Genomic DNA, 23,534 nt, shown 5'->3' with positions numbered 1-23,534 from the left:
TGTCCGGAGTTTGAGACACCGCCGTAACGATCAGGGCCACCGAGGTGGGCGGTGTGTCCGTATTCGGGCCGACGCCCGATCACGTCCGCACCACCCACCGTGAACGGCGACATCCGCTGTTAACGCGCGCGCCGGTGGCCGGAATTCAGCGCACAGGTATCCGGCAGGTGGCCGTCACCGTACGGGCGCGTCCGCCCGGACGACCTTCTGCGTGCCGCTGAGCGTGCGGTACGAGCGGGTCCACGCGGTCGTCGCGTTCCGGTCGGCCCGGTCCGAGATCACGTAGTAGTCCATCTGGGTCCGCTCGGCCGTGAGGTCCAGGACGCCGTAGCCGTGGGAGTCCATGTCCACCCACTTCACATGGCGGTTGGCCGCCTTGATCGCGGTCTCGGCGACGACGGACAGCGTGTTCGGCGCCACGTGCAGGGTGTCGTCGAGGTTGTCGGAGGTGACCGACGTGACGACGAACTCGGTGGCCGCGGAGGGCGACAGCGGGTACGTGCCCGCGGTGACCGGCACATCGTTGGCCCAGGCCATGTGGATGTCGCCGGTCAGGAAGACCGTGTCGCGGATGCCCCGCTCGCGCAGGTGCGTGATCAGTTCCTTGCGGTCGTGCGTGTAGCCGTCCCACTGGTCGACGTTGACGGCCAGGCCCTCGCTGGGCAGGCCCAGCAACTCGGCGAGCGGGCCCAGCAGATGGGCCGGGAGCGAGCCGAAGGCGACCGGCGAGATCATCACCGAGGTGCCGACCAGCTTCCAGCGGGCGTCCGAGGCGGCGAGGCCGGCCTTCAGCCAGTCCAGCTGGGCCCGCCCGGCGATCGAGCGGTCCGCGGAGTCCACGTCCCCGTTGCCCACGCTCGACTGCTGGGAGCGGAACGAACGCAGGTCGAGCAGGTGCAGATCGGCCAGCTTGCCGAACTGGAGCCGCCGGTAGACCGTGCCCGCGGTCGAGGCGCGGACCGGCATCCACTCGAAGTAGGCCTGCTTCGCGGCCTGCTGACGGGCCGCCCAGTCGCCCTCGGTGCCCGGCGTGTGGTTCTCCGCCCCGCCCGACCAGGCGTCGTTGGCGAACTCGTGGTCGTCCCAGATCGCGACCAGCGGGTGCGCGGTGTGCATCGCCTGCACGTCCAGGTCGGTCTTGGTCGTCGCGTGCCGGATCCGGTAGTCGGCCAGCGAGACGATCTCGTGCGCCGGCTGGTGCTGCCGCACCGTGTACTTCGCCGCCGGGTACTCGCCGGTCTTGTACTCGTAGATGTAGTCGCCGAGATGGAAGACCGCGTCCAGGTCGGTGCGGGCGGCGAGGTGCCGGTACGCCGAGTAGTAGCCGGCCTCCCAGTTGGCGCAGGAGACGACGCCGAAGCGCAGGCCCGGGGCTGCGGCGTCGGCGGCCGGGGCGGTGCGGGTGCGGCCGACGGGGGAGTGGACGCCGTCCACCGTGAAGCGGTAGTGGTACGTGCTCGCCGGGCGCAGGCCCCGCACGTCGGCCTTCACCGTGTGGTCGCCGGCCGCGCTCGCGGTGGCCGTCCCCCGGCCCACCACGGTGCGGAACGCCTGGTCCTCGGCGATCTCCCAACCCACCTGCACGTCGGGGCCCTTGCCCGAGCCGGGCGTCGCCTCGGCGCTCGGCGTCACGCGGGTCCACAGCAGGATGCCGTCGGGCAGCGGGTCGCCGGAGGCGACGCCGTGCAGGAAGGCCGGCGCCTCGGCGGCGTGGGCGCTCGCCGCGCCGGCGAGCGGGGCGGCGAGCACGGCGCCGGCGGCCGCGGCCTTGACGACCGTGCGGCGGCTCGGGGTGCGGTCCGCGGCGGTGCGGTCCGCAGGTCTGCGGTCTGAAGGTATGCGACTGGTCACGGGCGATCACATTACTCATCAGTACGCACAAAGAGCGGGCGAACCCGAAAGAGTTCGCCCGCTCTTCGCCGAGCTGTCAGGCCGTGAGGGTCAGGCCTTGAGCGCCTTGTCGATCGCCGCGTTGAACTCGGCGACCGTCATCGGAGCGTTCTCGCCGTCGGAGCCGGTGATCTTCTTGCCGTCCATGATGAGCGACGGGGTGCCCTGGACGCCGTCCTTGTTCTTGTCGAACAGGGTGGACATCTCGAGCGCCCACTTGTCGAAGGTGCCGTCCTTGACGTCCTTCTGGAAGGTCTTGTTGTCCTTCAGCTCCGGAACGGTGTTCGCGATCTTGATCAGGAACGCGTCGTCCGCGAACTTGTCGTCCGTCTCCTCCGGGTGGAACTTCTTCGAGTAGAGCGCTTCCTTGTAGTCGATGAAGGCGTCCTGGCTCACGTTGAGAGCCGAACCGAGCGCGCTCAGCGCGTTCTTGGAGCCCTCGCCCTGGAGGTTGGTGTCGAGGAAGGTCGCACCGACGTACTGGATGTTGTACTTGCCGGCCTCGAGGTCCTTCTTCACGGTCGGGCCGACCGTCTGCTCGAAGGAGGCGCACACCGGGCAGCGCGAGTCCTCGTAGAGCTTCAGCGTCTTCTTCGCCGACTCCTTGCCGAGGATCACCGTCGTGTTGTTCTTGCCCGAGGTGTTCTTCGGCGCCACCAGGGAGGCGTCCTTGGCGGCCTCCCACTGGGTGGGCTTGTTGTTCTGCATCACCAGGTAACCGACACCGCCGGCGACGGCCAGGACGGCGACGATGGACGCGGCGACGATCGCCTGGCGCTTCGTCTTGTCCTTCTTGGCCTGGCGCTCGCGCTCGACGCGCAGCCGCTCGCGCGCCGCGTTCTTGGCCTGCTGGGTGTTGCGCTTGCTCATGATCGAAACTCCGTGGGTGCGTGAAAGGGAAGTACGGGGACTGTCGTGTGCCGGTCAGAAGACCGGGCACGGCGGTCCGCGCCGTCCCACGGAGTGCGCCCACAGGCGGGTGCGAGCGGCCCGCACGCGCGGGGCGGGCCGGGGCTGCCGCGGCGCCCGCTCGGCGGCGGAGACATCGGTGCGGCCCGCGGCCCAGGCGAGCAGCAGCGGCCGGAACGTGCCGACGGCCACCGCGCGAAGGAGCTGGGCCAGCGCGTGCTCGCCCCGGCGCAGCCAGGCGGCCGCGAGGAGACCGACGGTGACGTGCGCGCCGAGCAGCAGCCAGGAGGCCGCCGGGTCGCCGTGCGCGAGGACCGCGGCCGCGGCCTTCTCGGTGCCGCCGCCGGTCATCCGGGCGAGCGGCGAACCGACGCTGCCGGCGCACAGCACGTCGAGGCCGAACGAGCGCAGCGGACCGGCGACCGGTCCCGCCGCGTCGCCGTAACAGACGTGCTGGCCGGTGGTGAAGACCGTGTCCGCGGCCAGCTCCAGCGGCACGAGCAGGGCCGCGATCCGGCCGAAGCCGCGCTCACGTCCGGCCAGCGCGTACGCCAGCGCGAAGACGCCGCCGGCGATCGCCGCGACCGTCGTGAGCGGCAGCGGGGCCCGGGACAGCAGGACGTGCGACGCGGCGGAGAGCGTCACGACGAGTGCCGTGAAGAGGGCCGCGCGCACGGCTCTGAGCTGGGTCCCGGATATGTCGTCCATCGCCGAGGAGTGTTTCACGGGTGGCGGTAAGCGATGGCTAAAGGGTTCCTGTGCGTTATGGAATCGCCGCCTGGACGGCCCGGGTCAGCCCGCGAGGCCCGGGATCCGCCCGTTGCGGAACAGGTCCACGAAGATCTGGTGGTCGGCACGCGCGCGGGCGCCGTAGCTGTGCGCGAAGTCCACCAGGAGGTCCGCGAAGCCGTCCTCGTCCGCCGCGATCGCCGCGTCGATGGCCCGCTCCGTGGAGAACGGCACGAGGGACTGGCCCGACAGGTCGTCCGCCGCCGCGTGCATCGTCGCCGTCGCCCGGCCGAGGTCCGCGACGACCGCCGTGATCTCCTCCAGGTCGTCGATGTCGCCCCAGTCCAGGTCCACCGCGTACGGCGACACCTCGGCGACCAGCTGCCCCGAGCCGTCCAGCTCGGTCCAGCCCAGCCACGGGTCCGCGTGCGCCTGCAGGGCACGCTGCGAGATCACCGTGCGGTGGCCCTCGTGCTGGAAGTAGTCGCGGATCGAGGGGTCCGTGATGTGCCGCGAGACGGCCGGCGTCTGGGCCTGCTTCATGTAGATCACCACATCGTTCTCCAGGGCGTCGCTGTTGCCCTCCAGAAGGATGTTGTACGACGGCAGGCCGGCGGAGCCGATGCCGATGCCGCGGCGCCCGACCACGTCCTTGACCCGGTAGGAGTCCGGGCGGGACAGGGACGACTCCGGCAGCGTCTCCAGGTAGCCGTCGAAGGCCGCGAGCACCTTGTAGCGCGTCGCCGCGTCCAGCTCGATCGCGCCCCCGCCGTCCGCGAAGCGCCGCTCGAAGTCGCTGATCGCCGTCATGGAGTCGAGCAGCCCGAAGCGGGTCAGCGCGCGGGCGTCCCGCAGCGCGTCCAGGAGCGGGCCCTCCGCCGTGTCCAGCGTGAACGGGGGCACCTCGTCGCTCTTCGCGCCCGTCGCCAGCGCGTGGATCCGCTCGCGGTAGGCCTCCGCGTACGTGCGCACCAGGTCGGTGATCCGCTCGTCGGAGAGCGCCTTCGAGTAGCCGATCAGTGCCACGGAGGCCGCGAGCCGCTTCAGGTCCCAGGTGAACGGGCCCACGTAGGCCTCGTCGAAGTCGTTCACATTGAAGATCAGGCGGCCCGTGGCGTCCATGTACGTGCCGAAGTTCTCCGCGTGCAGGTCGCCGTGGATCCAGACCCGGCTGGTGCGGTCGTCCAGGTACGGTCCGCCGTGCTGCTCGCGCTCCACGTCGTGGTAGAAGAGGCACGCCGTCCCGCGGTAGAAGGCGAAGGCCGAGGCGGCCATCTTGCGGAACTTCACCCGGAACGCGGCGGGGTCCGCGGCGAGCAGCTCGCCGAACGCGGTGTCGAAGACGGCGAGGATCTGCTCGCCGCGCTGCTCGGCGGTGGGCTGCGGGTCCGGCATCGCGGGGTGCCTCCTGGTACGGGTGGTGCGTGGGCTCGTGCGACACGCAGAACAAGGTGCTCTGCCTCGTCCAACGTCCGACCGTACCCCCGAGTGCCCGTCGGTTGTCAGTCGCCGGTCGTAGACTTCCAAGCTGTCCCCCGAGGTATCTCCGCGCTGTCTTCAGCCGGTCGCCGTGTGTTCGCCATTGGAGGCCCGAACCGTGTCAAAGCCGCCCTTCACGCACCTGCACGTCCACACCCAGTACTCGCTGCTGGACGGTGCCGCGCGGCTGAAGGACATGTTCCAGGCGTGCAACGAGATGGGCATGACGCACATCGCGATGTCCGACCACGGCAACCTCCACGGGGCGTACGACTTCTTCCACACGGCGCAGAAGGCGGGCGTCACGCCGATCATCGGCATCGAGGCCTACGTGGCCCCGGAGTCCCGGCGCAACAAGCGGAAGATCCAGTGGGGCCAGCCGCACCAGAAGCGCGACGACGTCTCGGGTTCCGGTGGTTACACCCACAAGACGATCTGGGCGGCGAACAGCACGGGGCTGCACAACCTCTTCAAGCTGTCCTCGGACGCGTACGCCGAGGGCTGGCTGCAGAAGTGGCCCCGCATGGACAAGGAGACGATCTCCCAGTGGAGCGAGGGCCTGATCGCCTCCACCGGCTGCCCCTCCGGTGAGCTCCAGACCCGGCTGCGCCTCGGCCAGTACGACGAGGCCCTGAAGGCGGCCTCCGAGTACCAGGACATCTTCGGCAAGGACCGGTACTTCCTGGAGCTGATGGACCACGGCATCGAGATCGAGCGCCGGGTCCGCGACGGCCTGCTCGACATCGGCAAGAAGCTCGGCATCCCGCCCCTGGTGACGAACGACTCGCACTACACGTACGCGCACGAGGCGACCGCCCACGACGCCCTGCTGTGCATCCAGACCGGCAAGAACCTCTCGGACCCCGACCGCTTCCGCTTCGACGGCACGGGCTACTACCTGAAGTCGACCGACGAGATGTACGCCGTCGACTCCTCGGACGCCTGGCAGGAGGGCTGCCGCAACACGCTCCTTGTGGCCGAGCAGATCGACACCTCCGGCATGTTCGAGAAGCGCGACCTCATGCCGAAGTTCGAGATCCCGGACGGGTACACCGAGGTCACCTGGTTCCAGGAGGAGGTCCGGGTCGGCATGGAGCGCCGCTACCCGGGCGGCGTCCCCGAGGACCGCCAGAAGCAGGCCGAGTACGAGATGGACATCATCATCCAGATGGGGTTCCCGGGGTACTTCCTGGTCGTCGCCGACTTCATCATGTGGGCGAAGAACAACGGCATCGCGGTGGGCCCCGGCCGAGGCTCCGCGGCCGGCTCGATCGTCGCGTACGCCATGGGCATCACCGACCTCGACCCGATCACGCACGGACTGATCTTCGAGCGGTTCCTCAACCCCGAGCGCGTCTCCATGCCCGATGTCGACATCGACTTCGACGAGCGCAGGCGCGTCGAGGTGATCAGGTACGTGACCGAGAAGTACGGCGCCGACAAGGTCGCCATGATCGGCACCTACGGCAAGATCAAGGCCAAGAACGCGATCAAGGACTCCGCGCGCGTGCTCGGCTACCCGTACGCGATGGGCGACCGCCTCACCAAGGCGATGCCCGCCGACGTCCTCGGCAAGGGCATCGACCTCTCCGGCATCACCGACCCCAAGCACCCGCGCTACAGCGAGGCGGGCGAGATCCGGGGGATGTACGAGAACGAGCCGGACGTCAAGAAGGTCATCGACACCGCCAAGGGCGTCGAGGGCCTGGTCCGGCAGATGGGCGTGCACGCCGCCGGCGTCATCATGTCCAGCGAGCCGATCGTCGACCACGCCCCGATCTGGGTGCGGCACACCGACGGCGTGACCATCACGCAGTGGGACTACCCGCAGTGCGAGTCGCTCGGCCTGCTGAAGATGGACTTCCTCGGCCTGCGCAACCTGACGATCATGGACGACGCCGTCAAGATGGTGAAGTCCAACAAGGGCATCGACCTGGAGATGCTCTCGCTCCCGCTCGACGACCCGAAGACCTTCGAACTGCTCTGCCGCGGTGACACGCTCGGCGTCTTCCAGTTCGACGGCGGCCCCATGCGCTCCCTGCTGCGCCAGATGCAGCCCGACAACTTCGAGGACATTTCCGCCGTCTCGGCCCTGTACCGGCCGGGCCCGATGGGCATGAACTCGCACACGAACTACGCGGAGCGAAAGAACGGCCGGCAGGAGATCACGCCGATCCACCCGGAGCTCGAAGAGCCCCTGAAGGAGACGCTCGGCCTGACCTACGGCCTCATCGTGTACCAGGAGCAGGTGCAGAAGGCCGCCCAGATCATCGCCGGGTACTCGCTCGGCGAGGCCGACATCCTGCGCCGCGTGATGGGCAAGAAGAAGCCCGAGGAGCTGGCGAAGAACTTCGTCCTCTTCCAGGAGGGCGCGAAGAAGAACGGCTACTCGGACGCGGCGATCCAGGCCCTGTGGGACGTCCTGGTCCCCTTCGCCGGATACGCGTTCAACAAGGCGCACTCCTCCGCGTACGGCCTGGTCACCTACTGGACCGCCTACCTGAAGGCGAACTACCCGGCCGAGTACATGGCCGCGCTGCTCACCTCCGTGAAGGACGACAAGGACAAGTCCGCCGTCTACCTGAACGAGTGCCGGCGCATGAAGATCAAGGTCCTCCCGCCGGACGTCAACGAGTCGGTGCACAACTTCGCCGCCCAGGGCGACGACGTGATCCTCTTCGGCCTGGAGGCCGTGCGCAACGTCGGCACGAACGTGGTGGAGTCGATCGTCCGGGCCCGCAAAGCGAAGGGGAAGTTCAGCTCGTTCCCCGACTACCTGGACAAGATCGAGGCCGCGGCCTGCAACAAGCGGACCACGGAATCACTGATCAAGGCCGGCGCCTTCGACGCGCTCGGGCACACGCGCAAGGGCCTCACCGCCCAGTACGAGCCGATGATCGACAACGTGGTCGCGGTCAAGCGCAAGGAGGCCGAGGGCCAGTTCGACCTCTTCGGCGGCATGGGGGAGGAGGACAGCGACGAGCCGGGCTTCGGCCTCGACGTCGAGTTCTCCACCGACGAGTGGGACAAGACGTACCTGCTCGCCCAGGAGCGCGAGATGCTCGGCCTCTACGTGTCCGACCACCCGCTGTTCGGCCTGGAGCACGTGCTGTCCGACAAGGCGGACGCGGGCATCGGCCAGCTCACCGGCGGCGACTACTCGGACGGTTCCGTCGTCACCGTCGGCGGCATCATCTCGGGCCTCCAGCGCAAGATGACCAAGCAGGGCAACGCCTGGGCGATCGCCACCGTCGAGGACCTCGCCGGTTCCATCGAGTGCATGTTCTTCCCGGCGACGTACCAGCTGGTGTCCACCCAGCTCGTCGAGGACGCCGTCGTCTTCGTCAAGGGCCGCCTCGACAAGCGCGAGGACGTGCCGCGCCTGGTCGCCATGGAGATGCAGGTCCCCGACCTGTCGAACGCGGGCACCAATGCGCCGGTGATCCTCACCATCCCCGCCCTCAAGGTGACCCCGCCGATGGTCAGCCGCCTCGGCGAGATCCTCGCCAACCACCGGGGCGACAGCGAGGTCCGCATCAAGCTCCAGGGCCCCCGCAAGACCACCGTGCTCCGGCTCGACCGGCACCGGGTCAAGCCCGACCCCGCGCTCTACGGCGACCTGAAGGTGCTGCTCGGCCCGTCCTGCCTGGCCGGCTGAGCCGCCGCACCACGCCGCGAGGGGCGCGCCCGGGTCCTCCGGGTGCGCCCCTCGCGCGTGCCGCGTGCGGCGGGATCAGTTGTGGCCGAAGCGACGCTCCCGGTGCTTACGGGCCATGTCCATCGGCGACGCCTGCTGCTGAGCCGACTTCGCCTCGGCCTCCATGGCCTGCGACCGGGACTGCTCCTGCGGCGACGACGCCTGGGACTGCTTCTGCTGACTTCGGTTCTGCTTACGGTTCTTGGCCATGGTGATCTGCCTCCTGCGGGGGATCTAGGGGCCAGGGCCGCGTTCAGACTCACATAAGTCGACAAAGGTCGCATTTCAGGGATTCACGGTGTGTGACAGGGGGTGCGGCCGCGGACCGCGCGGGTCCGCCACGCCGAAGATCGAGTTCGGGCCGTTAACCCCGGCGCGGTCGGGCAGACTCGAAGGAAACCCCAAGCGAACGCGCGGGCGTGTCGGCGAAAGAGGGTGGATCGCGTGGACCGTTGCATCGTCCTGGTGGATGCCGGATACCTGCTGGGAGCAGCCGCGAGCCTCCTCGCCGGCGAGCCCTCACGCTCCCGCATCCACGTCGACCACGCCGCACTCATCCAGGGGCTGCGCGAGCGCGCCGAGACGGAGACCGAGCGGCCGCTCCTGCGCATCTACTGGTTCGACGGCGCCCCCGACCGGGTGCCGCAGCCCGAGCACCGCCGGCTCCGCGTCATGCCCCGCGTGACGGTCCGCCTGGGCGCCCTGACCCGCAGCGACGGGCGCTGGGCGCAGAAGGGCGTCGACGCCGCCATGCACGCCGAGCTCACCGAGCTCGCCCGCAACCGCGCCTGCTCCGACGTCGTCCTCGTGACCGGCGACGGGGATCTGCTGCCCGGCATGATGGCCGCCAAGGAGCACGGCGTCGCCGTCCACCTCTGGGCCGTCCAGGCCGCCGACGGCGACTACAACCAGTCCGAGGACCTCGTCGCCGAGGCCGACGAGCGGCGCGTCCTCGACCGGACCTGGATCACCAAGGCCGTCCGCGCCAAGGAACTCGGCGGGGTCTGCGCGCCGCCGCCCGTCCCGCGCCCCGAGATCGCCGCGATCCTCTCCGCGCCGCTGCCCGAATCCGCGCTGCCCTCCGCCGGGCGCCCCTCCGACGAGGCCCCGTCCGCGCCGTCCGCGCCGCACGCGCCGGCCGCGCGGGCCGAGGGCGAGGCGGAGGAGCGGGCCGGGCACCCGAAGGGCGTGCCGACCCCGAAGGACCTGGCCGCGCTGCGGGGGCCCGGCGCCGCGCAGCCCGCTCCGCAGCCCGCGAACGCGACGCTGCGCTGGTCCTCCGACAAGGGCTGGGTCGAGCGGCCCTCCGGCGGCGGCGAGCCCCCGGAGGCCGCCTCGCTGCCGACGCTGGCGCAGCTCACCACCGCCGAGCAGCGCTGGGCGGACCGTGAGGAGGACATCACGACGGTGGGCGGGGACCCGTACGAGGTGGGGCAGGTGTTCGCGCGGCGCTGGATGGGGCGGCTCGGGGATCCGGCGGCGCTCCAGAAGCTGGCCACGCAGTATCCCCGGGTGCCGCATCGGATCGACGGGGAGCTGCTGCGGTACGCCGCGCGGTTCGGGCTCCTCGCGCACAAGGACGATCAGATCGACGAGCACGACCGGTACGCGATCCGGGCCGGGTTCTGGCGGGAGGTCGATGTGCGGACCGGCTCCGCCGGGCAGCAGGTCGGGGCGGTGGGCTCCGCCGGGGAGTGAGGTGCGGGGGGCCGCCGTTGCCGGTCGGCGGTTCGTTGCCGGGTGCGGGTTTCGTCGTGGCTGGTCGCGCTCCGCGACGGAGTCGCTGATCGGATACGGCCCCGCGCCCCTGAAAGCGCACTCCGTGCGCCCCAGGGGCGCGTTTTGTCCGACCCGGGCATGAGGGTGGGGTCGGGACCCCGTACCCTCGTTGCTCGTGAATACGTGCACCAAGGTGGCTGACCCGAATCCGGACGGGGACGCCGTGGTGTGTGCCGTGCGGGGGCTGCGGAAGACGTATCCCGCCGTGCGCGGGCGGCGCGGCGCCCCGGGCACGCCCGAGGTGCGGGCCACGGACGATGTGCGGCTCGACATCCGGCGCGGCGAGATCTTCGGACTGCTCGGGCCGAACGGGGCCGGCAAGTCCACCCTCGTGCGCCAGCTCACCGGGCTGATGCGGCCCGACGCCGGCAGCGTCACCCTCCTCGGGCACGACATCGTGCGCCACCCCGAGCGGGCCGCGCGCATCCTCGCCTACCTCGGCCAGGAGTCGACCGCCCTTGACGAACTCACCGTGTCCCTCGCCGCCGAGACCACCGGCCGGCTGCGCGGGCTCAGCCTCAAGGAGGCGCGGGCCGAGCGCGACGACGTCCTCGACGAACTCGGCCTCGCCCCGCTCGCCGGGCGCCCCCTGAAGAAGCTGTCCGGCGGCCAGCGGCGGCTCGCCTGCTTCGCCGCCGCGCTGGTCGGCGAGCGGCCCCTGCTGGTGCTCGACGAGCCGACCACCGGCATGGACCCCGTCGCCCGGCGCGCCGTGTGGGGCGCCGTGGACCGGCGGCGCGCCGAGCGCGGCACGACCGTCCTGCTCGTCACCCACAACGTCATCGAGGCCGAGACCGTCCTCGACCGGGTCGCCGTGCTCGACCAGGGCCGGGTCATCGCCTGCGACTCCCCGGCCGGGCTCAAGGAGCGCGTCGCCGGTGAGGTGCGGGTCGAGCTCGTGTGGCGGGAGAAGGCCCCCACGCAGCTGCCCGAGGTGGCCCGGCTGCGCGAGCGGGCCGTCGAGTCCGGGCGGCGCTGGTCGCTGCGGCTCGACCCGGACGCCGCCCGCACCGCCGTCGCGGCCGTCACCGGCGGACCGGCCTTCGACTACCTCGACGACTTCACGCTCGCGACGCCGAGCCTGGAAGACGTGTATCTGGCGCTCGGCGGGAGCCGCAGCAGCGTGAAGGGCCTGGTGAAGGCATGAGTGTCGTCCCCGCAGCGGCGGTACGGGGGGCCGTGGCGCAGCCCGCGCCGGCGGCCGGTTCCGGTGCGGCGGCGCTCGCGCCCCGGGCCCGCTTCCTGCCCTCGCTGGCCGCCGTCTACAAGGCGCAGCTCAGCCGCGCCCGGGTGGCCCGGATCCCGCTGCTGTTCGTGGCGACCTTCCAGTCCATCGGGATCATGATCCTGATGCGCGGGGTCGTCGATCAGGGCAGCGGGGAGGCGCGGGCGGTCGTCGCCGGGTCCGCAGTGCTGGTCGTCGCGTTCGTCGCGCTCAACCTGCTCGCCCAGTACTTCGGGCAGCTCCGCGCGGCCGGCGGGCTCGACCACTACGCGACCCTGCCGGTGCCGCCCGCCTCCGTCGTGCTCGGGGCCGCGGGGGCGTACGCCTCGTTCACGGTGCCGGGGACGCTGGTGACGGCGGTCAGCGGCTGCCTCATGTTCGACCTGCCGCTCACCCACCTGTGGGTGCTGGGCGCCGTGATCCCGCTGGCCGGGGCCGCGCTCGCCGGGCTCGGCGCCGCGCTCGGGCTGCTCGCGCCGCGGCCTGAGCTCGCGACGCTGCTCGGGCAGCTCGGGATGTCCGCCGCGCTGCTGCTCGGGGTGTTGCCGGCCGAGCGGATGCCGGTGTTCGTCCAGTACGCGCGGGATCTGTTGCCGTCCACGTACGGGGTCGAGGCGTTCGCACGGTCGTTCGCCGCGCGGCCCGACTGGGGGGTTGTTCTGCTCGACCTCGGGGTCTGCGCGGTGGTGGGTGTCGCCTCGCTGGGGGTGGCGACGTGGGCCTATCGCCGGGCCGCAGTGCGCTGAGCTGCGCTGGGCTTGGCGGGGTCTTCGGGGGCGCGCCGTTGCGGGTTCCCGGGTCGTTGCCGGGTGCGGGTTCGTCGTGGCTGGTCGCGCAGTTCCCCGCGCCCCTGAGGGGCACACTTCGTGCGCCCCCAGGGGTCCGCTGGTCGCGCCCTGCGATGGAGTCGCTGATCGGATGCAGTCCCGTGCCCCTGGCACCGAGGCTCTGCCCCGGGGAGATCGTTGGGGGTGGCGTCCGGTGACGCGGGTGTCAGGAAGGCCTGGCACGATGTCAGGGTGACCGCACCGCTGACACCGCCGCCGCATCAGCCCCCGCACGACGACGGGCGCCAGGACCCCTGGCAGGCCCCGGACCCGATGACCGGGCATCTCCCGCCCGTGCCGCCGCGCGAGGACGGACCCGGGCTGCGCACCGAGCTGCGCGAGGCGGCCGTGGTGACGGTCGGGGTGGCGCTGTTCGGGCTGGTGCTCGGCGCGCTGTGGCTGTGGCTGGCGCCGCGCGTGCCGCTCGTCTCGGACAGTTCCGCGGTGTACCTGAAGGACACCGAGGGGGAGCAGGCCATCGGCGCCGACGGCACGTTCGCGCTGCTCGCGCTCGGACTGGGTGTCGTGACCGCGGCCGCCGTGTTCCTGTGGCGCCGGCGCGGTGGCGTCCCGCTGGTCATCGGCCTCGCCGTGGGCGCGCTGCTCGGCGGCGTGCTGGCCTGGCGGTTCGGCGTCTGGCTCGGCCCCACGCAGGACGTCGCCGCACACGCCAAGGAGCTCGGCAAGGGCGTGGTCTTCGACGCCCCGCTGGAACTGAACGCGAAGGGCGCGCTGCTGGCCTGGCCGCTGTCGGCGATGATCGTCCACCTGGCCCTGACCGGCCTCTTCGGCCCGCGCGACCCGGACCCGTACGCCGGCTACTACACCTCGTACACGCCGCAGCCGCAGGAGCAGCCCCCGGCCCACTGAGCCCGGGGGATCAGACGCGGCCCACCGGGGCCAGGACCGCCCCCGTCAGCGCCGCGAGGTCCGTCGGGGAGAGCTCGACCTCCAGGCCCCGACGGCCCGCCGAGACGCAGATCGTCGCGTGGGACCCGGCCGACGCGTCGATCACCGTGGGCAGCTTCTTGCGCTGGCCCAGGGGCGAGATCCCGCCCCGCACATAGCCCGTCGTGCGCTCGGCGAGCGCCGGGTCGGCCATCGCCGCCCGCTTGCCGCCCACCGCCGCCGCGAGGGCCTTCAGGTCGAGCTGGCCCGCCACCGGCACCACGGCGACCGTCAGCCTGCCGTCCACGTCCGCGACCAGCGTCTTGAAGACACGGTCGGGGGAGACGCCCATCGCCTCCGCGGCCTCCTCGCCGTACGAGGGGTGGGACGGGTCGTGCTCGTACGCGTGGACCGTGAAGACGGTGCCCGCGGTGGTCAGTGCGACCGTCGCGGGGGTGCCCCCGGACTGCGCCTGCTGCTTCTTGGCCTTCTTCGCCAACGTGCTGCTTCTTCCTGCGTCAGTTCTGGCTGGTGGCCTGGCGGGTCAGTTCCGTCGCCGGGAGGGACGGGAGGTGCCGGATGATCGCGGCCTCCGCGCGCAGCAGCCGCAGCTCGTCGCGCAGCCGGGACGCCGCGTCCGGGGCCTGGAGCAGCCGCTGCTTGGTCGGTACGTCGAGCACCGCGGCCGCCGCCACCAGGTACGACACCACCGACGGCTCGTCCGGCAGTTCCGCGCCCGAGGTCATGGAGCGCTCACGGGCCCCGGCGAGCCGCTTCTGGTAGGAGCGGAACGCGCGCAGCACGCCCTCCGCGAGGGCGCCCGCCTCGTCGCCGTCCTCCTCGGGCAGCTCCTCCACCTCGGCCGTCAGATACGGGCCCGAGGCATCCACGGAGTGCAGCTTCACCCGGCGCGTGCCGGTGGCGAGGACCTCGAAGCCGCCGTCGGGCCGCTCGCGGATCGTCGCCGCGTCGGCGATGCAGCCCACGGAGTGGAAAGCCTTGATCGGATCGTCGCCGAACCCGGCGGCCGGGCCCGCGCCCGCCTCCTTCGTCGTCACGTCGTCCGGCATGCCGGCGGCGCTCGGGGCGACCTCGTGCCCGTCGCGGATCGCGACGACCACGAACTGCCGCGGCTCGTCGGAGACGGCCGGGTCGGTGTCGGGGATCTCGGGGGCTGCCTTCAGCAGGTCGCGCATCATGGCGCGATAACGCTCCTCGAACACGTTCAGCGGGAGTACGAGTCCCGGGAACAGCACCGAGTTGAGCGGGAAGAGCGGAAGCCGGACGGTGGTCACGACGCTCAAGCGTAATGGGCGCCGGGCGCGCCGGGACCGCCGAGCAGCGGCAAGACCGCGGCGACTTCGAGCCGCACCGTCGCCCGCAGCTCCACGAAGTGCTCCAGCGGGTCCTCCACGAGCCGGTCCCAGGGGAACGACGTGGCGTACGGGCCGATGAGCCGCAGCTGCTCGAGCGCGTCCGGCCAGCGCTCCAGCTCGACGAGGACGCAGGTCAGCAGATTGCGCACCTCGGCGGGCCACGGATCGGCCGCCTCGTAGGTGCGTGACAGCTCGACGGCCAGGTCGGCGGCCGCGTCGAGCCGGGCCCGCGGGATGTCCTGCGGGGCCCGCGCCGAGGTCAGACAGGCGAGCGCGGCCCGCACCGGAAGCGCCTTGAGGAGCGAACCGGGCAGCGCGTCCCGCGCGGCGCGCTCGGCGAAGGAGAAGCACTCGGCGTGCGAGCCGTACCAGGCGGCCGACAGGTACTGGAGCGCGGAGACATGACAGCCGTAGTGGTGCGGGGAGCGGCGCACCGCCTGCTCCCACAGCTCCTCGAACGCGCCGCGCGGGGCGCCCGCCCCGCGCGCCTGGTCGAGGGCGATCCGCCAGGGCACCGGATCGCCAGGCTCCGCCTCGGCGGCGGCCGCGATCAGCGGGGCCACGTCGCGCAGCAGCTCGGCGCGGGCGGGGGAGGCGAAGGCGCGGGCCACGGCCAGCTCGGACTTGACCAGGAGCAGGTCCGGGTCGTGCGGGGCCGCGCACTGCCAGGCGTCGAACCACTCGGTGCGGGCGGCGGCGAACGTGGCGAACCGCAGCACGTACCGGTCCCGGTTCTCCCACTCGGCCGCCTCCCGGGTGTGGGCCAGCAGCTTGGCGGCCGGGTCGTACTCGCCGCGCCCCGCCGCGACCAGGGCCGGGGCGAGCCGCTCGTCCGGGGCGTCGAGGAGCAGCTCGTCGTCCGGCGGCAGGCCCGCGCCGAGCGGGCCCAGGTGACGGATCATGCGCGCCGTGCGGACGAAGGCACGAAGGACGGACATGCCCTGCGTCCTCCTTGTGTGTGACCCGGCGGATGACCGGTGGTTCATTGGTTGCGCAGGGAGGACGGCCTGGGCGACCCGAAGGTTGCCTCGGCCGGCGCCGATTCCCCGCTGCGGGGGAAGACCCGCACTGACCTACGACGCGTTCACTCGCCTACGACGCGTTCAGCTTCGCGGAACTCAACTGCGCCGCAACAGTCTCGTCGCTCCCGCCGCGACCGTCGTCGCCAGGATCCAGCCGAGCAGCACGAGCACCGCCGCCACCCACTGCCAGCCGCCCCGCAGCTGCCAGTATCCGGTCTGGCCGAGATCGATCACCGGCAGCAGCAGGTCGAGGGCGAACAGCGGCGCGCTCCAGTTCGGCGCCTCGCCCTCCTTGATCGGCGGGTGCGCGGCATGGCTGAAAGCGACCGCGCTGATCGCCCAGAGCACCGCCATCCACACCGCGGCGCGCCCGGGCCGGTACCCGTACGCCACCGTCCAGTCCTGGATGTAGCCCCACACCTTCGCCGCGGCCGGCAGCGTCTCGCGGCGGCGGCGCTGCTTGGCGAGCAGCACCTCGCGGGCGTCCGCGTCCTCGCCGCTGTTGCGCAGCACCATGGCGAGCCGCTCGTACGGCTCCGGGTTGTACTCCGCGGTCGCGGCCGCCAGCCAGTCCAGGCGGCGGGAGAGCGGGAAGGTGCCGGACGGGATCAGGTTCTCGTAGACGAAGCCGCCCACGCGCAGCTGGCCGGGGCCGGGCCAGCTGGTCGCCTTGTCGATCAGGTTGACGACCTTGGCGCCGGACAGCACGACTGTCCCGCGCTGCGGCCGCTCCCCGCGAAAACGCAGCTCGGGGGTCTGCACGCGGCGCAGCGAGACCTCCTGGTCGCTCTCCAGCGTGAAGCGCGCCGAGTCCAGGTCGATCGCGTCGCCGAACCGACCGTCGTCGAGCCGCACCCCGCCCACGCACTCGAAGCGCTGCACGCGCGTGCCGCGGGCCGGGGTCGAGCCGCTGGTCTGGATCGGATTGCCGACGCCGGCCGGGGTCAGGTACAGGGTGCGCTCGACGGTCAGCTGCGGGGCGTTCAGGGCGCGCCGCCCGTGGGTGTTGCTCAGCCGGCTGCCGCGCAGCGAGAGCGACACCCCGACGACGGCGCCGCGCAGGCTCAGCTCGCCGTGCGTCTCCAGCATCTCCGCCTGGAGGTCCTGGCCGACCGTCATCCCGTCCGCGTTGATCGACTTGCCGTGCCGGTCGCGGAACACCACCGCCTGGTTCAGCAGCAGGTCCGTGCCGATGTGCGCGTCCGAGAGCCGCACCCCGTTGTGGAACCGGCAGCGCGGCAGGTGCAGGTCGCCCTCGGTGTGCACCCGGGCGCCCTCGAGCCGCGGCACCGAGCAGTCCACGAGCCGCACGGTCGTGAACCGTGCCTCCGGGACCCGCACCTCCTTCTCGAAGCGGCACTGCTTCAGCTCGACGTACGGGACGATCGTGCCGCCCGACAGATCGAGCACATCGGTGATCTGCACCCCCTGGAGCTTCAGCGAGGACACCCGGCCGTCGAGCGCGGGCGGCCCGGACAGCAGCAGCCAGGCCACGATCCGCGCCCGCACGCTGCGCTCCGGTCCCCAGGCGTGCCCGCCGTGCGGATCGTCCACGGCCAGGTCCCCGGTCCGCAGGTCGTACACGCTCCCGTTGCGGAACGCCTGCCACATGCCGACCTCGGTGGCGGTCAGTCCGTCCGGCACGTCCCCGTTGCCGGTCGTCACGTCGTCGACCACGACTGTTCTGCCTCCCCGTACATCCCACTGCTTCCCCGTCGTCCCACGCGGCTGATGCCCGCTGCGTGAGCGTCTGAACGCTAGTGGTGAACGGCAACCTCCGGAAACCCGACAACGGCCGGATCCGGACGTGTATCAGGGACCGGCACGGGGCGTATCAGCCACTGGAACGCGACGACGGTCACGATGGGGCGTCTGAGAGACTTGATACGTGATCTCTCGAATCGATCTGCGTGGCGCCGCCCTCCCCGAGGGCCAGGCCCTGCGCTCGCTGCTGCCCCGTGCCGACTTCGACGTCACGGCCGCCCTGGAGAAGGTGCGTCCGATCTGCGAGGACGTGCATCATCGTGGCGACGCGGCGCTGATCGAGTACGCGGAGAAATTCGACGGCGTGCGGCAGGAGTCCGTACGCGTCCCGGCCGAGGCCCTGGAGAAGGCCCTCGCCGACCTCGACCCCGCCGTGCGCGCGGCCCTGGAGGAGTCCATCCGCCGGGCCCGGATCGTCCACCGCGAACAGCGCCGATCCAGCCACACCACCCAGGTCGTCCCCGGCGGCTCCGTCACCGAGAAGTGGGTGCCGGTCGAGCGCGTCGGCCTGTACGCCCCGGGCGGCCGCTCCGTCTACCCGTCCTCCGTGATCATGAACGCGGTGCCGGCGCAGGAGGCGGGCGTCGAGTCGATCGCGCTCGCGTCCCCGCCGCAGGCCGAGTTCGACGGCCTGCCGCACCCGACGATCCTCGCCGCCTGCGCCCTGCTGGGCGTCGACGAGGTCTACGCGGTCGGCGGCGCCCAGGCCGTCGCCATGTACGCGTACGGCACCGAGTCCTGCGCCCCGGCCAACATGGTGACCGGCCCGGGCAACATCTGGGTGGCCGCCGCCAAGCGCTACTTCACCGGTCTCATCGGCATCGACACCGAGGCCGGCCCGACCGAGATCGCGGTCCTCGCGGACGCCACGGCCGACCCCGTGCACGTCGCCTCCGACCTGATCAGCCAGGCCGAGCACGACCCGCTGGCCGCCGCCGTCCTCGTCACCGACGACGAGGCGCTGGCCGCCGCCGTCGAGCGCGAGCTGGAGCCCCAGGTCGCCGCGACCAAGCACGTCGAGGACCGCATCAAGCCCGCGCTCGCGGGCCGGCAGTCCGCGATCGTGCTCGTCGACTCCCTCGAGGACGGCCTCAAGGTGGTCGACGCGTACGGCGCCGAGCACCTGGAGATCCAGACGGAGCACGCGGCGGAGATCGCCGGGCGCGTGCGCAACGCGGGCGCGATCTTCGTCGGCCCCTGGGCCCCGGTCTCGCTCGGCGACTACGCGGCGGGCTCCAACCACGTCCTGCCGACCGGCGGCTGCGCCTGCCACTCCTCCGGCCTGTCCGTCCAGTCCTTCCTGCGCGGCATCCACATCGTCGACTACACGAAGGACGCCCTCGCCGACGTCGCCCACCACGTGGTGACCCTCGCCGAGGCCGAGGACCTGCCCGCCCACGGTGCGGCGATCAAGGCCCGCTTCGAGTGGAAGGTCCCGAAGAACCAGTGACCCGGATCGACGACCTCCCCGTACGGGACGAGCTGCGCGGCAAGTCCCCGTACGGCGCACCGCAGCTGGACGTGGCCGTGCGGCTGAACACGAACGAGAACCCCTACCCGCTGCCCGAGCCGCTCGTGCAGCGGATCGCCGAGCGCGTCGCCGACGCCGCCCGCAGCCTCAACCGCTACCCGGACCGGGACGCGGTCGAGCTGCGCACCGAGCTGGCCCGCTACCTCACCCGCACCACCGGGTACGAGGTCGCCCGCGAGCAGGTCTGGGCGGCCAACGGGTCGAACGAGGTGCTCCAGCAGCTCCTCCAGGCCTTCGGCGGCCCCGGCCGGACCGCCCTCGGCTTCGAGCCCTCGTACTCGATGCACCCGCTGCTAGCCCGCGGCACCAACACGGGCTGGGTCAGCGCCCCGCGCAAGGACGACTTCTCGCTGGACGTGGACGCGGCCGTCGAGGCGATCCGCACCCACAAGCCGCACGTCGTCTTCATCACCAGCCCCAACAACCCGACGGGCAACGCGGTCGCCCGCGAGGACGTCCTCGCCCTGTACGAGGCCGCCGGGCCGGGCGCGATCGTCGTCGTCGACGAGGCGTACACCGAGTTCAGCCACGGCCCCTCGCTGCTCGAACTGATCGAGGGCCGGCCGAACCTCGTCATCTCCCGCACCATGTCGAAGGCCTTCGGCGCGGCCGGACTGCGCCTCGGCTACCTCGCCGCCGACCCGGCCGTGGTCGACGCGGTGCAGCTGGTGCGCCTGCCCTACCACCTGTCGGCCGTCAACCAGGCGACGGCGCTCGCCGCCCTGGAGTACACCGACACGCTCCTGAGCTACGTGGAGCAGCTGAAGGCCGAGCGCGACCGCGTGGTCGCGGAGCTGGAGACGCTCGGCTTCGACGTGACCGTCGCCGACGCGAACTTCATCCAGTTCGGCGTCTTCGAGGACCCGGGCGCCGTCTGGCAGTTCGTCCTCGACCGCGGCGTCCTGATCCGGGACAACGGCGTGCCCGGCAGGCTGCGCGTCACCGTCGGCACCCCCGAAGAGAACGACGCGTTCCTGGACGCGGCCCGTGAAGTGATGAAGGAGTTCGGCGCATGAGCCGCGTAGGACGAGTAGAACGCACGACGAAGGAGACCTCCGTCCTCGTCGAGATCGACCTCGACGGGACCGGAAAGGTCGACGTGTCGACCGGGGTCGGCTTCTACGACCACATGCTCGACCAGCTCGGCCGCCACGGCCTGTTCGACCTCACGGTCAAGACCGAAGGCGACCTGCACATCGACTCGCACCACACCATCGAGGACACCGCCCTCGCCCTCGGCGCCGCCTTCAAGCAGGCGCTCGGCGACAAGGTCGGCATCTACCGCTTCGGCAACTGCACGGTCCCGCTGGACGAGTCCCTCGCCCAGGTCACCGTCGACCTGTCGGGCCGCCCCTACCTCGTGCACACCGAGCCCGAGAACATGGCGCCGATGATCGGCGAGTACGACACGACGATGACCCGGCACATCCTGGAGTCCTTCGTCGCGCAGGCCCAGATCGCCCTGCACGTCCACGTCCCGTACGGGCGCAACGCGCACCACATCGTGGAGTGCCAGTTCAAGGCGCTGGCCCGGGCGCTGCGCTACGCGTCCGAGCACGACCCGCGGGCCGCCGGCATCCTTCCCTCGACGAAGGGCGCCCTCTAGTCATGAACGGCCTCGCGACCGTCCTCATCGTCCTCGGCCTGTTCCTGCTCGGCGGCGTCTACTCGTTCGTCAAGCAGGGCATCGGCAAGAGCGTCATCACGCTCCTCGCGGTCAGCGCGGGCTTCTGCCTGCTCGCGGGCGTGCTGCGGCTCGACTACTGGAATTGATCCGGCTGACATGACCGCCACACCTCAGAAGAAAGTCGTCGTCTTCGACTACGGGTTCGGCAACGTCCGCTCCGCCGAGCGGGCCCTGGCCCGCGCGGGCGCCGACGTCGAGATCACCCGCGACTTCGACAAGGCCATGAACGCCGACGGGCTCCTCGTGCCCGGCGTCGGCGCGTTCGCCTCCTGCATGCAGGGCCTCAAGGAGGCGCGCGGCGACTGGATCGTCGGCCGCCGGCTGTCCGGCGGGCGCCCCGTGATGGGCATCTGCGTCGGCATGCAGATCCTGTTCGCGCGCGGCATCGAGCACGGCATCGAGAGCGAGGGCCTCGACGAATGGCCCGGCGTCGTCGAGCCCCTCAAGGCCGAGGTCGTCCCGCACATGGGCTGGAACACGGTGGACGCCGCGCAGGGCTCCCAGCTGTTCGCGGGCCTCGACACCGACGAGCGCTACTACTTCGTGCACTCCTACGCGGTCCAGAAGTGGGACCTGGAAGTGCACAACCCGAACCTGCGCGCACCGAAGGTCACCTGGGCCACCTACGGCGAGCCGTTCGTGGCCGCCGTGGAGAACGGCGCACTGTGGGCCACGCAGTTCCACCCCGAGAAGTCCGGCGACGCCGGAGCGCAGCTGCTCAAGAACTGGATCTCCGTACTGTGACCGCATCCCAGCACAAGCTCGAACTCCTCCCCGCCGTCGACGTCCGCGACGGCCAGGCCGTCCGTCTCGTGCACGGCGAGTCCGGCTCCGAGACCTCCTACGGCTCCCCGCTGGAGGCCGCCCTCGCCTGGCAGCGCGCCGGCGCCGAGTGGCTGCACCTGGTCGACCTCGACGCCGCGTTCGGCACCGGTGACAACCGCGCGCTGATCTCCGAGGTCGCCCGCGCCATGGACATCAAGGTGGAGCTGTCCGGCGGCATCCGCGACGACGACTCGCTCGCCGCCGCCCTCGCCACCGGCGCCACCCGCGTCAACATCGGCACCGCCGCCCTGGAGGACCCCGAGTGGGTCGCCAAGATCATCGCCGAGCACGGCGACCAGATCGCGGTCGGCCTCGACGTGCGCGGCACGACCCTGCGCGGCCGCGGCTGGACCCGCGACGGCGGCGACCTGTACGAGACGCTGGCCCGCCTCGACAAGGAGGGCTGCTCCCGCTACGTCGTCACGGACATCGCCAAGGACGGCACGCTCCAGGGCCCGAACCTGGAGCTCCTGAAGAACGTGTGCGCGGCCACCGACCGCCCGGTCGTGGCCTCCGGCGGCGTCTCGTCCCTGGACGACCTGCGGGCCATCGCCGAGCTCGTCCCGCTCGGCGTCGAGGGCTCCATCGTCGGCAAGGCGCTGTACGCCAAGGCCTTCACCCTCGAAGAAGCCCTGGCGGCGGTCTCGTCATGACCGGTGCCGTGCGCCGCGTGCAGTCGGGGGCGCCGTGGGAGGAGGCCTTCGGGTACGCGCGCGCCGTCGAGCTGCCCACCGGTCTCGTCCTGGTCTCCGGCTGCACCTCGGTCGTCGACGGCGTGATCGCCGCCGGCGGCCCGTACGAGCAGGCGATGAACGCCTTCACCGTCGCGTTCGACGCCCTCGGGCAGCTCGGCCTCGGCCGCGAGGACGTCGTGCGCACGCGCATGTACGTCACCCACGCGCGGGACACGGACGAGGTGGGCCGGGCCCACAAGGAGCTGTTCGACTCCGTCCGCCCCGCCGCGTCCATGATCATCGTCTCCGGATTCGTCGACCCCAGCCTGGTCGTCGAGGTCGAGGTGGAGGCGTTCCGGTCCGATTCAGGAGCACCCTCAGCATGAGCCTCGCCGTACGCGTCATCCCCTGCCTCGACGTGGACAACGGCCGCGTCGTCAAGGGCGTCAACTTCCAGAACCTGCGCGACGCGGGCGACCCCGTCGAGATGGCGAAGGTCTACGACGCCGAGGGTGCGGACGAGCTGACGTTCCTGGACATCACCGCGTCCTCCGGCGACCGCGCGACCACGTACGACGTGGTGCGGCGCACCGCCGAGCAGGTCTTCATCCCGCTCACCGTGGGCGGCGGCGTGCGCACCGCCGACGACGTCGACAAGCTGCTGCGGGCCGGCGCCGACAAGGTCGGCGTCAACACGGCGGCCATCGCCCGGCCGGACCTGATCCGGGAGATCGCCGAGCGCTTCGGCCGCCAGGTCCTGGTCCTCTCGGTGGACGCCCGCCGCACCGACGCGGGCGCCTTCGAGGTGACGACCCACGGCGGGCGCCGCTCCGCCGGGATCGACGCGGTCGAGTGGGCGCACCGGGCCGCCGAGCTGGGTGCGGGGGAGATCCTGCTCAACTCGATGGACGCCGACGGCACGAAGGACGGCTACGACCTCGAGATGATCGAGGCCGTCCGCAAGCACGTGTCCGTGCCGGTGATCGCGTCCGGCGGCGCCGGACGCGTCGAGCACTTCGCCCCGGCCGTCGCGGCGGGCGCGGACGCGGTGCTCGCGGCGTCCGTCTTCCACTTCGGCGACCTGCGGATCGGCGACGTGAAGTCGGCGCTGCGCGAGGCGGGCCACCCGGTCCGGTAAGCGCCCCTGCGCCCTGAAGCGCCTCTGAAGCGCCCCCGAAGGCACTGCCTTCGGGGGCGCTTCGCGTTCGGTACCCGACGGGCGACGGGCACCC

Annotated in this window: 22 protein-coding genes; 13 read left to right on the top strand and 9 right to left on the bottom strand. The window is 71.7% G+C overall.

Annotated features, from left to right (window positions below; translation table 11 throughout):
* Nucleotides 1-174: 174 nt before the first annotated feature.
* The 4 genes from ACIBTU_RS16240 to ACIBTU_RS16225 form a co-directional block, all read right to left on the bottom strand.
* Nucleotides 175-1,851 carry an alkaline phosphatase D family protein gene (locus tag ACIBTU_RS16240; protein WP_399126783.1) on the bottom strand — a complete coding sequence of 559 codons (1,677 nt, stop codon included), beginning with the start codon at nt 1,849-1,851 and terminating at the stop codon, nt 175-177.
* Nucleotides 1,852-1,941: 90 nt separating this feature from the next.
* Entirely contained in the window at nt 1,942-2,760 is an 819-nt protein-coding gene (locus ACIBTU_RS16235; protein ID WP_399126782.1) for a thioredoxin domain-containing protein, read from the bottom strand.
* Between the two features lie 54 nt (nt 2,761-2,814).
* Complete coding sequence (locus tag ACIBTU_RS16230) at nt 2,815-3,507, bottom strand: hypothetical protein (protein ID WP_399126781.1); 693 nt, start codon at nt 3,505-3,507, stop codon at nt 2,815-2,817.
* An 84-nt stretch (nt 3,508-3,591) separates the two neighbouring features.
* Nucleotides 3,592-4,923, bottom strand: coding sequence for a DUF2252 domain-containing protein (locus ACIBTU_RS16225; protein WP_399126780.1), 1,332 nt, complete (start codon nt 4,921-4,923; stop codon nt 3,592-3,594).
* Nucleotides 4,924-5,125: 202 nt separating this feature from the next.
* Here ACIBTU_RS16225 and dnaE point away from each other — a divergent pair, with 202 nt between their 5' ends.
* The gene (dnaE, locus tag ACIBTU_RS16220) at nt 5,126-8,665 is read left to right on the top strand and encodes a DNA polymerase III subunit alpha (protein ID WP_399126779.1); all 3,540 of its coding nucleotides are present in this window, start codon (nt 5,126-5,128) and stop codon (nt 8,663-8,665) included.
* Nucleotides 8,666-8,740: 75 nt separating this feature from the next.
* Here dnaE and ACIBTU_RS16215 read toward each other — a convergent pair whose 3' ends face one another.
* Nucleotides 8,741-8,914, bottom strand: coding sequence for a hypothetical protein (locus tag ACIBTU_RS16215; protein ID WP_399126778.1), 174 nt, complete (start codon nt 8,912-8,914; stop codon nt 8,741-8,743).
* Nucleotides 8,915-9,148: 234 nt separating this feature from the next.
* On the opposite strand from ACIBTU_RS16215, the gene ACIBTU_RS16210 reads away from it, so the two are divergent.
* From ACIBTU_RS16210 to ACIBTU_RS16195, 4 genes are all read left to right on the top strand, one after another.
* Nucleotides 9,149-10,402 carry an NYN domain-containing protein gene (locus ACIBTU_RS16210; RefSeq protein WP_399126777.1) on the top strand — a complete coding sequence of 418 codons (1,254 nt, stop codon included), beginning with the start codon at nt 9,149-9,151 and terminating at the stop codon, nt 10,400-10,402.
* Between the two features lie 247 nt (nt 10,403-10,649).
* Nucleotides 10,650-11,630 carry an ABC transporter ATP-binding protein gene (locus ACIBTU_RS16205; RefSeq protein WP_399127015.1) on the top strand — a complete coding sequence of 327 codons (981 nt, stop codon included), beginning with the start codon at nt 10,650-10,652 and terminating at the stop codon, nt 11,628-11,630.
* Nucleotides 11,627-12,454 carry an ABC transporter permease gene (locus ACIBTU_RS16200; RefSeq protein WP_399126776.1) on the top strand — a complete coding sequence of 276 codons (828 nt, stop codon included), beginning with the start codon at nt 11,627-11,629 and terminating at the stop codon, nt 12,452-12,454. Before ACIBTU_RS16205 ends, ACIBTU_RS16200 begins: the two co-directional genes overlap by 4 nt.
* A 273-nt stretch (nt 12,455-12,727) precedes the next feature.
* The gene (locus ACIBTU_RS16195) at nt 12,728-13,405 is read left to right on the top strand and encodes a DUF2567 domain-containing protein (protein ID WP_399126775.1); all 678 of its coding nucleotides are present in this window, start codon (nt 12,728-12,730) and stop codon (nt 13,403-13,405) included.
* A gap of 10 nt (nt 13,406-13,415) precedes the next feature.
* On the opposite strand, the gene ybaK is transcribed toward ACIBTU_RS16195, so the two are convergent.
* The 4 genes from ybaK to ACIBTU_RS16175 form a co-directional block, all read right to left on the bottom strand.
* Nucleotides 13,416-13,922 carry a Cys-tRNA(Pro) deacylase gene (gene ybaK, locus ACIBTU_RS16190; protein WP_399126774.1) on the bottom strand — a complete coding sequence of 169 codons (507 nt, stop codon included), beginning with the start codon at nt 13,920-13,922 and terminating at the stop codon, nt 13,416-13,418.
* Nucleotides 13,923-13,941: 19 nt separating this feature from the next.
* Nucleotides 13,942-14,718: an LON peptidase substrate-binding domain-containing protein gene (locus ACIBTU_RS16185; protein WP_399126773.1), complete on the bottom strand. Its 777-nt coding sequence runs from the start codon at nt 14,716-14,718 to the stop codon at nt 13,942-13,944.
* A gap of 5 nt (nt 14,719-14,723) precedes the next feature.
* A complete protein-coding gene (locus ACIBTU_RS16180; RefSeq protein ID WP_399126772.1) occupies nt 14,724-15,737 on the bottom strand; it encodes a hypothetical protein in 1,014 nt (337 codons plus the stop codon).
* A gap of 180 nt (nt 15,738-15,917) precedes the next feature.
* Nucleotides 15,918-17,498: an oxidoreductase gene (locus tag ACIBTU_RS16175; protein ID WP_399126770.1), complete on the bottom strand. Its 1,581-nt coding sequence runs from the start codon at nt 17,496-17,498 to the stop codon at nt 15,918-15,920.
* 211 nt (nt 17,499-17,709) lie between these two features.
* On the opposite strand from ACIBTU_RS16175, the gene hisD reads away from it, so the two are divergent.
* The 8 genes from hisD to hisF are packed head-to-tail and all read left to right on the top strand — an operon-like array spanning nt 17,710 to nt 23,440.
* On the top strand, nt 17,710-19,035 hold the full coding sequence (gene hisD, locus ACIBTU_RS16170; RefSeq protein WP_399126769.1) for a histidinol dehydrogenase: 1,326 nt from the start codon (nt 17,710-17,712) through the stop codon (nt 19,033-19,035).
* Nucleotides 19,032-20,132 carry a histidinol-phosphate transaminase gene (locus ACIBTU_RS16165; RefSeq protein ID WP_399126768.1) on the top strand — a complete coding sequence of 367 codons (1,101 nt, stop codon included), beginning with the start codon at nt 19,032-19,034 and terminating at the stop codon, nt 20,130-20,132. The genes hisD and ACIBTU_RS16165 overlap by 4 nt, the downstream gene beginning before the upstream one ends.
* On the top strand, nt 20,129-20,722 hold the full coding sequence (hisB, locus tag ACIBTU_RS16160; RefSeq protein WP_399126767.1) for an imidazoleglycerol-phosphate dehydratase HisB: 594 nt from the start codon (nt 20,129-20,131) through the stop codon (nt 20,720-20,722). Before ACIBTU_RS16165 ends, hisB begins: the two co-directional genes overlap by 4 nt.
* A gap of 2 nt (nt 20,723-20,724) precedes the next feature.
* Nucleotides 20,725-20,889 (top strand): hypothetical protein, encoded by a 165-nt coding sequence (locus ACIBTU_RS16155; RefSeq protein WP_188339444.1) that lies wholly within the window; start codon nt 20,725-20,727, stop codon nt 20,887-20,889.
* Nucleotides 20,890-20,899: 10 nt separating this feature from the next.
* On the top strand, nt 20,900-21,547 hold the full coding sequence (gene hisH / locus ACIBTU_RS16150; protein ID WP_399126766.1) for an imidazole glycerol phosphate synthase subunit HisH: 648 nt from the start codon (nt 20,900-20,902) through the stop codon (nt 21,545-21,547).
* Nucleotides 21,544-22,281, top strand: a complete 738-nt coding sequence (priA, locus tag ACIBTU_RS16145) for a bifunctional 1-(5-phosphoribosyl)-5-((5-phosphoribosylamino)methylideneamino)imidazole-4-carboxamide isomerase/phosphoribosylanthranilate isomerase PriA (protein ID WP_399126765.1) — start codon at nt 21,544-21,546, stop codon at nt 22,279-22,281. Before hisH ends, priA begins: the two co-directional genes overlap by 4 nt.
* Nucleotides 22,278-22,688 carry a RidA family protein gene (locus ACIBTU_RS16140; RefSeq protein ID WP_399126764.1) on the top strand — a complete coding sequence of 137 codons (411 nt, stop codon included), beginning with the start codon at nt 22,278-22,280 and terminating at the stop codon, nt 22,686-22,688. Before priA ends, ACIBTU_RS16140 begins: the two co-directional genes overlap by 4 nt.
* Complete coding sequence (gene hisF, locus ACIBTU_RS16135; RefSeq protein ID WP_399126763.1) at nt 22,685-23,440, top strand: imidazole glycerol phosphate synthase subunit HisF; 756 nt, start codon at nt 22,685-22,687, stop codon at nt 23,438-23,440. The genes ACIBTU_RS16140 and hisF overlap by 4 nt, the downstream gene beginning before the upstream one ends.
* The last annotated feature ends 94 nt before the right edge of the window (nt 23,441-23,534 follow it).

This window comes from Streptomyces sp. NPDC050145 (genome assembly GCF_044460245.1).
Classification (GTDB): Bacteria; Actinomycetota; Actinomycetes; order Streptomycetales; family Streptomycetaceae; genus Streptomyces.
This window is presented reverse-complemented; position numbering and strand designations above follow the sequence as displayed.

What these genes read in the sequence shown, in the direction of transcription:
- ACIBTU_RS16180 (WP_399126772.1), bottom strand. Translation starts at nt 15,737, where the DNA reads ATGTCCGTCCTTCGTGCCTTCGTCCGCACGGCGCGCATGATCCGTCAC.
- hisF (WP_399126763.1), top strand. Translation starts at nt 22,685, where the DNA reads ATGAGCCTCGCCGTACGCGTCATCCCCTGCCTCGACGTGGACAACGGC.
- ACIBTU_RS16230 (WP_399126781.1), bottom strand. Translation starts at nt 3,507, where the DNA reads ATGGACGACATATCCGGGACCCAGCTCAGAGCCGTGCGCGCGGCCCTC.
- ACIBTU_RS16225 (WP_399126780.1), bottom strand. Translation starts at nt 4,923, where the DNA reads ATGCCGGACCCGCAGCCCACCGCCGAGCAGCGCGGCGAGCAGATCCTC.
- ACIBTU_RS16235 (WP_399126782.1), bottom strand. Translation starts at nt 2,760, where the DNA reads ATGAGCAAGCGCAACACCCAGCAGGCCAAGAACGCGGCGCGCGAGCGG.
- ACIBTU_RS16215 (WP_399126778.1), bottom strand. Translation starts at nt 8,914, where the DNA reads ATGGCCAAGAACCGTAAGCAGAACCGAAGTCAGCAGAAGCAGTCCCAG.
- ACIBTU_RS16140 (WP_399126764.1), top strand. Translation starts at nt 22,278, where the DNA reads ATGACCGGTGCCGTGCGCCGCGTGCAGTCGGGGGCGCCGTGGGAGGAG.
- hisH (WP_399126766.1), top strand. Translation starts at nt 20,900, where the DNA reads ATGACCGCCACACCTCAGAAGAAAGTCGTCGTCTTCGACTACGGGTTC.
- ACIBTU_RS16200 (WP_399126776.1), top strand. Translation starts at nt 11,627, where the DNA reads ATGAGTGTCGTCCCCGCAGCGGCGGTACGGGGGGCCGTGGCGCAGCCC.
- hisB (WP_399126767.1), top strand. Translation starts at nt 20,129, where the DNA reads ATGAGCCGCGTAGGACGAGTAGAACGCACGACGAAGGAGACCTCCGTC.
- ACIBTU_RS16155 (WP_188339444.1), top strand. Translation starts at nt 20,725, where the DNA reads ATGAACGGCCTCGCGACCGTCCTCATCGTCCTCGGCCTGTTCCTGCTC.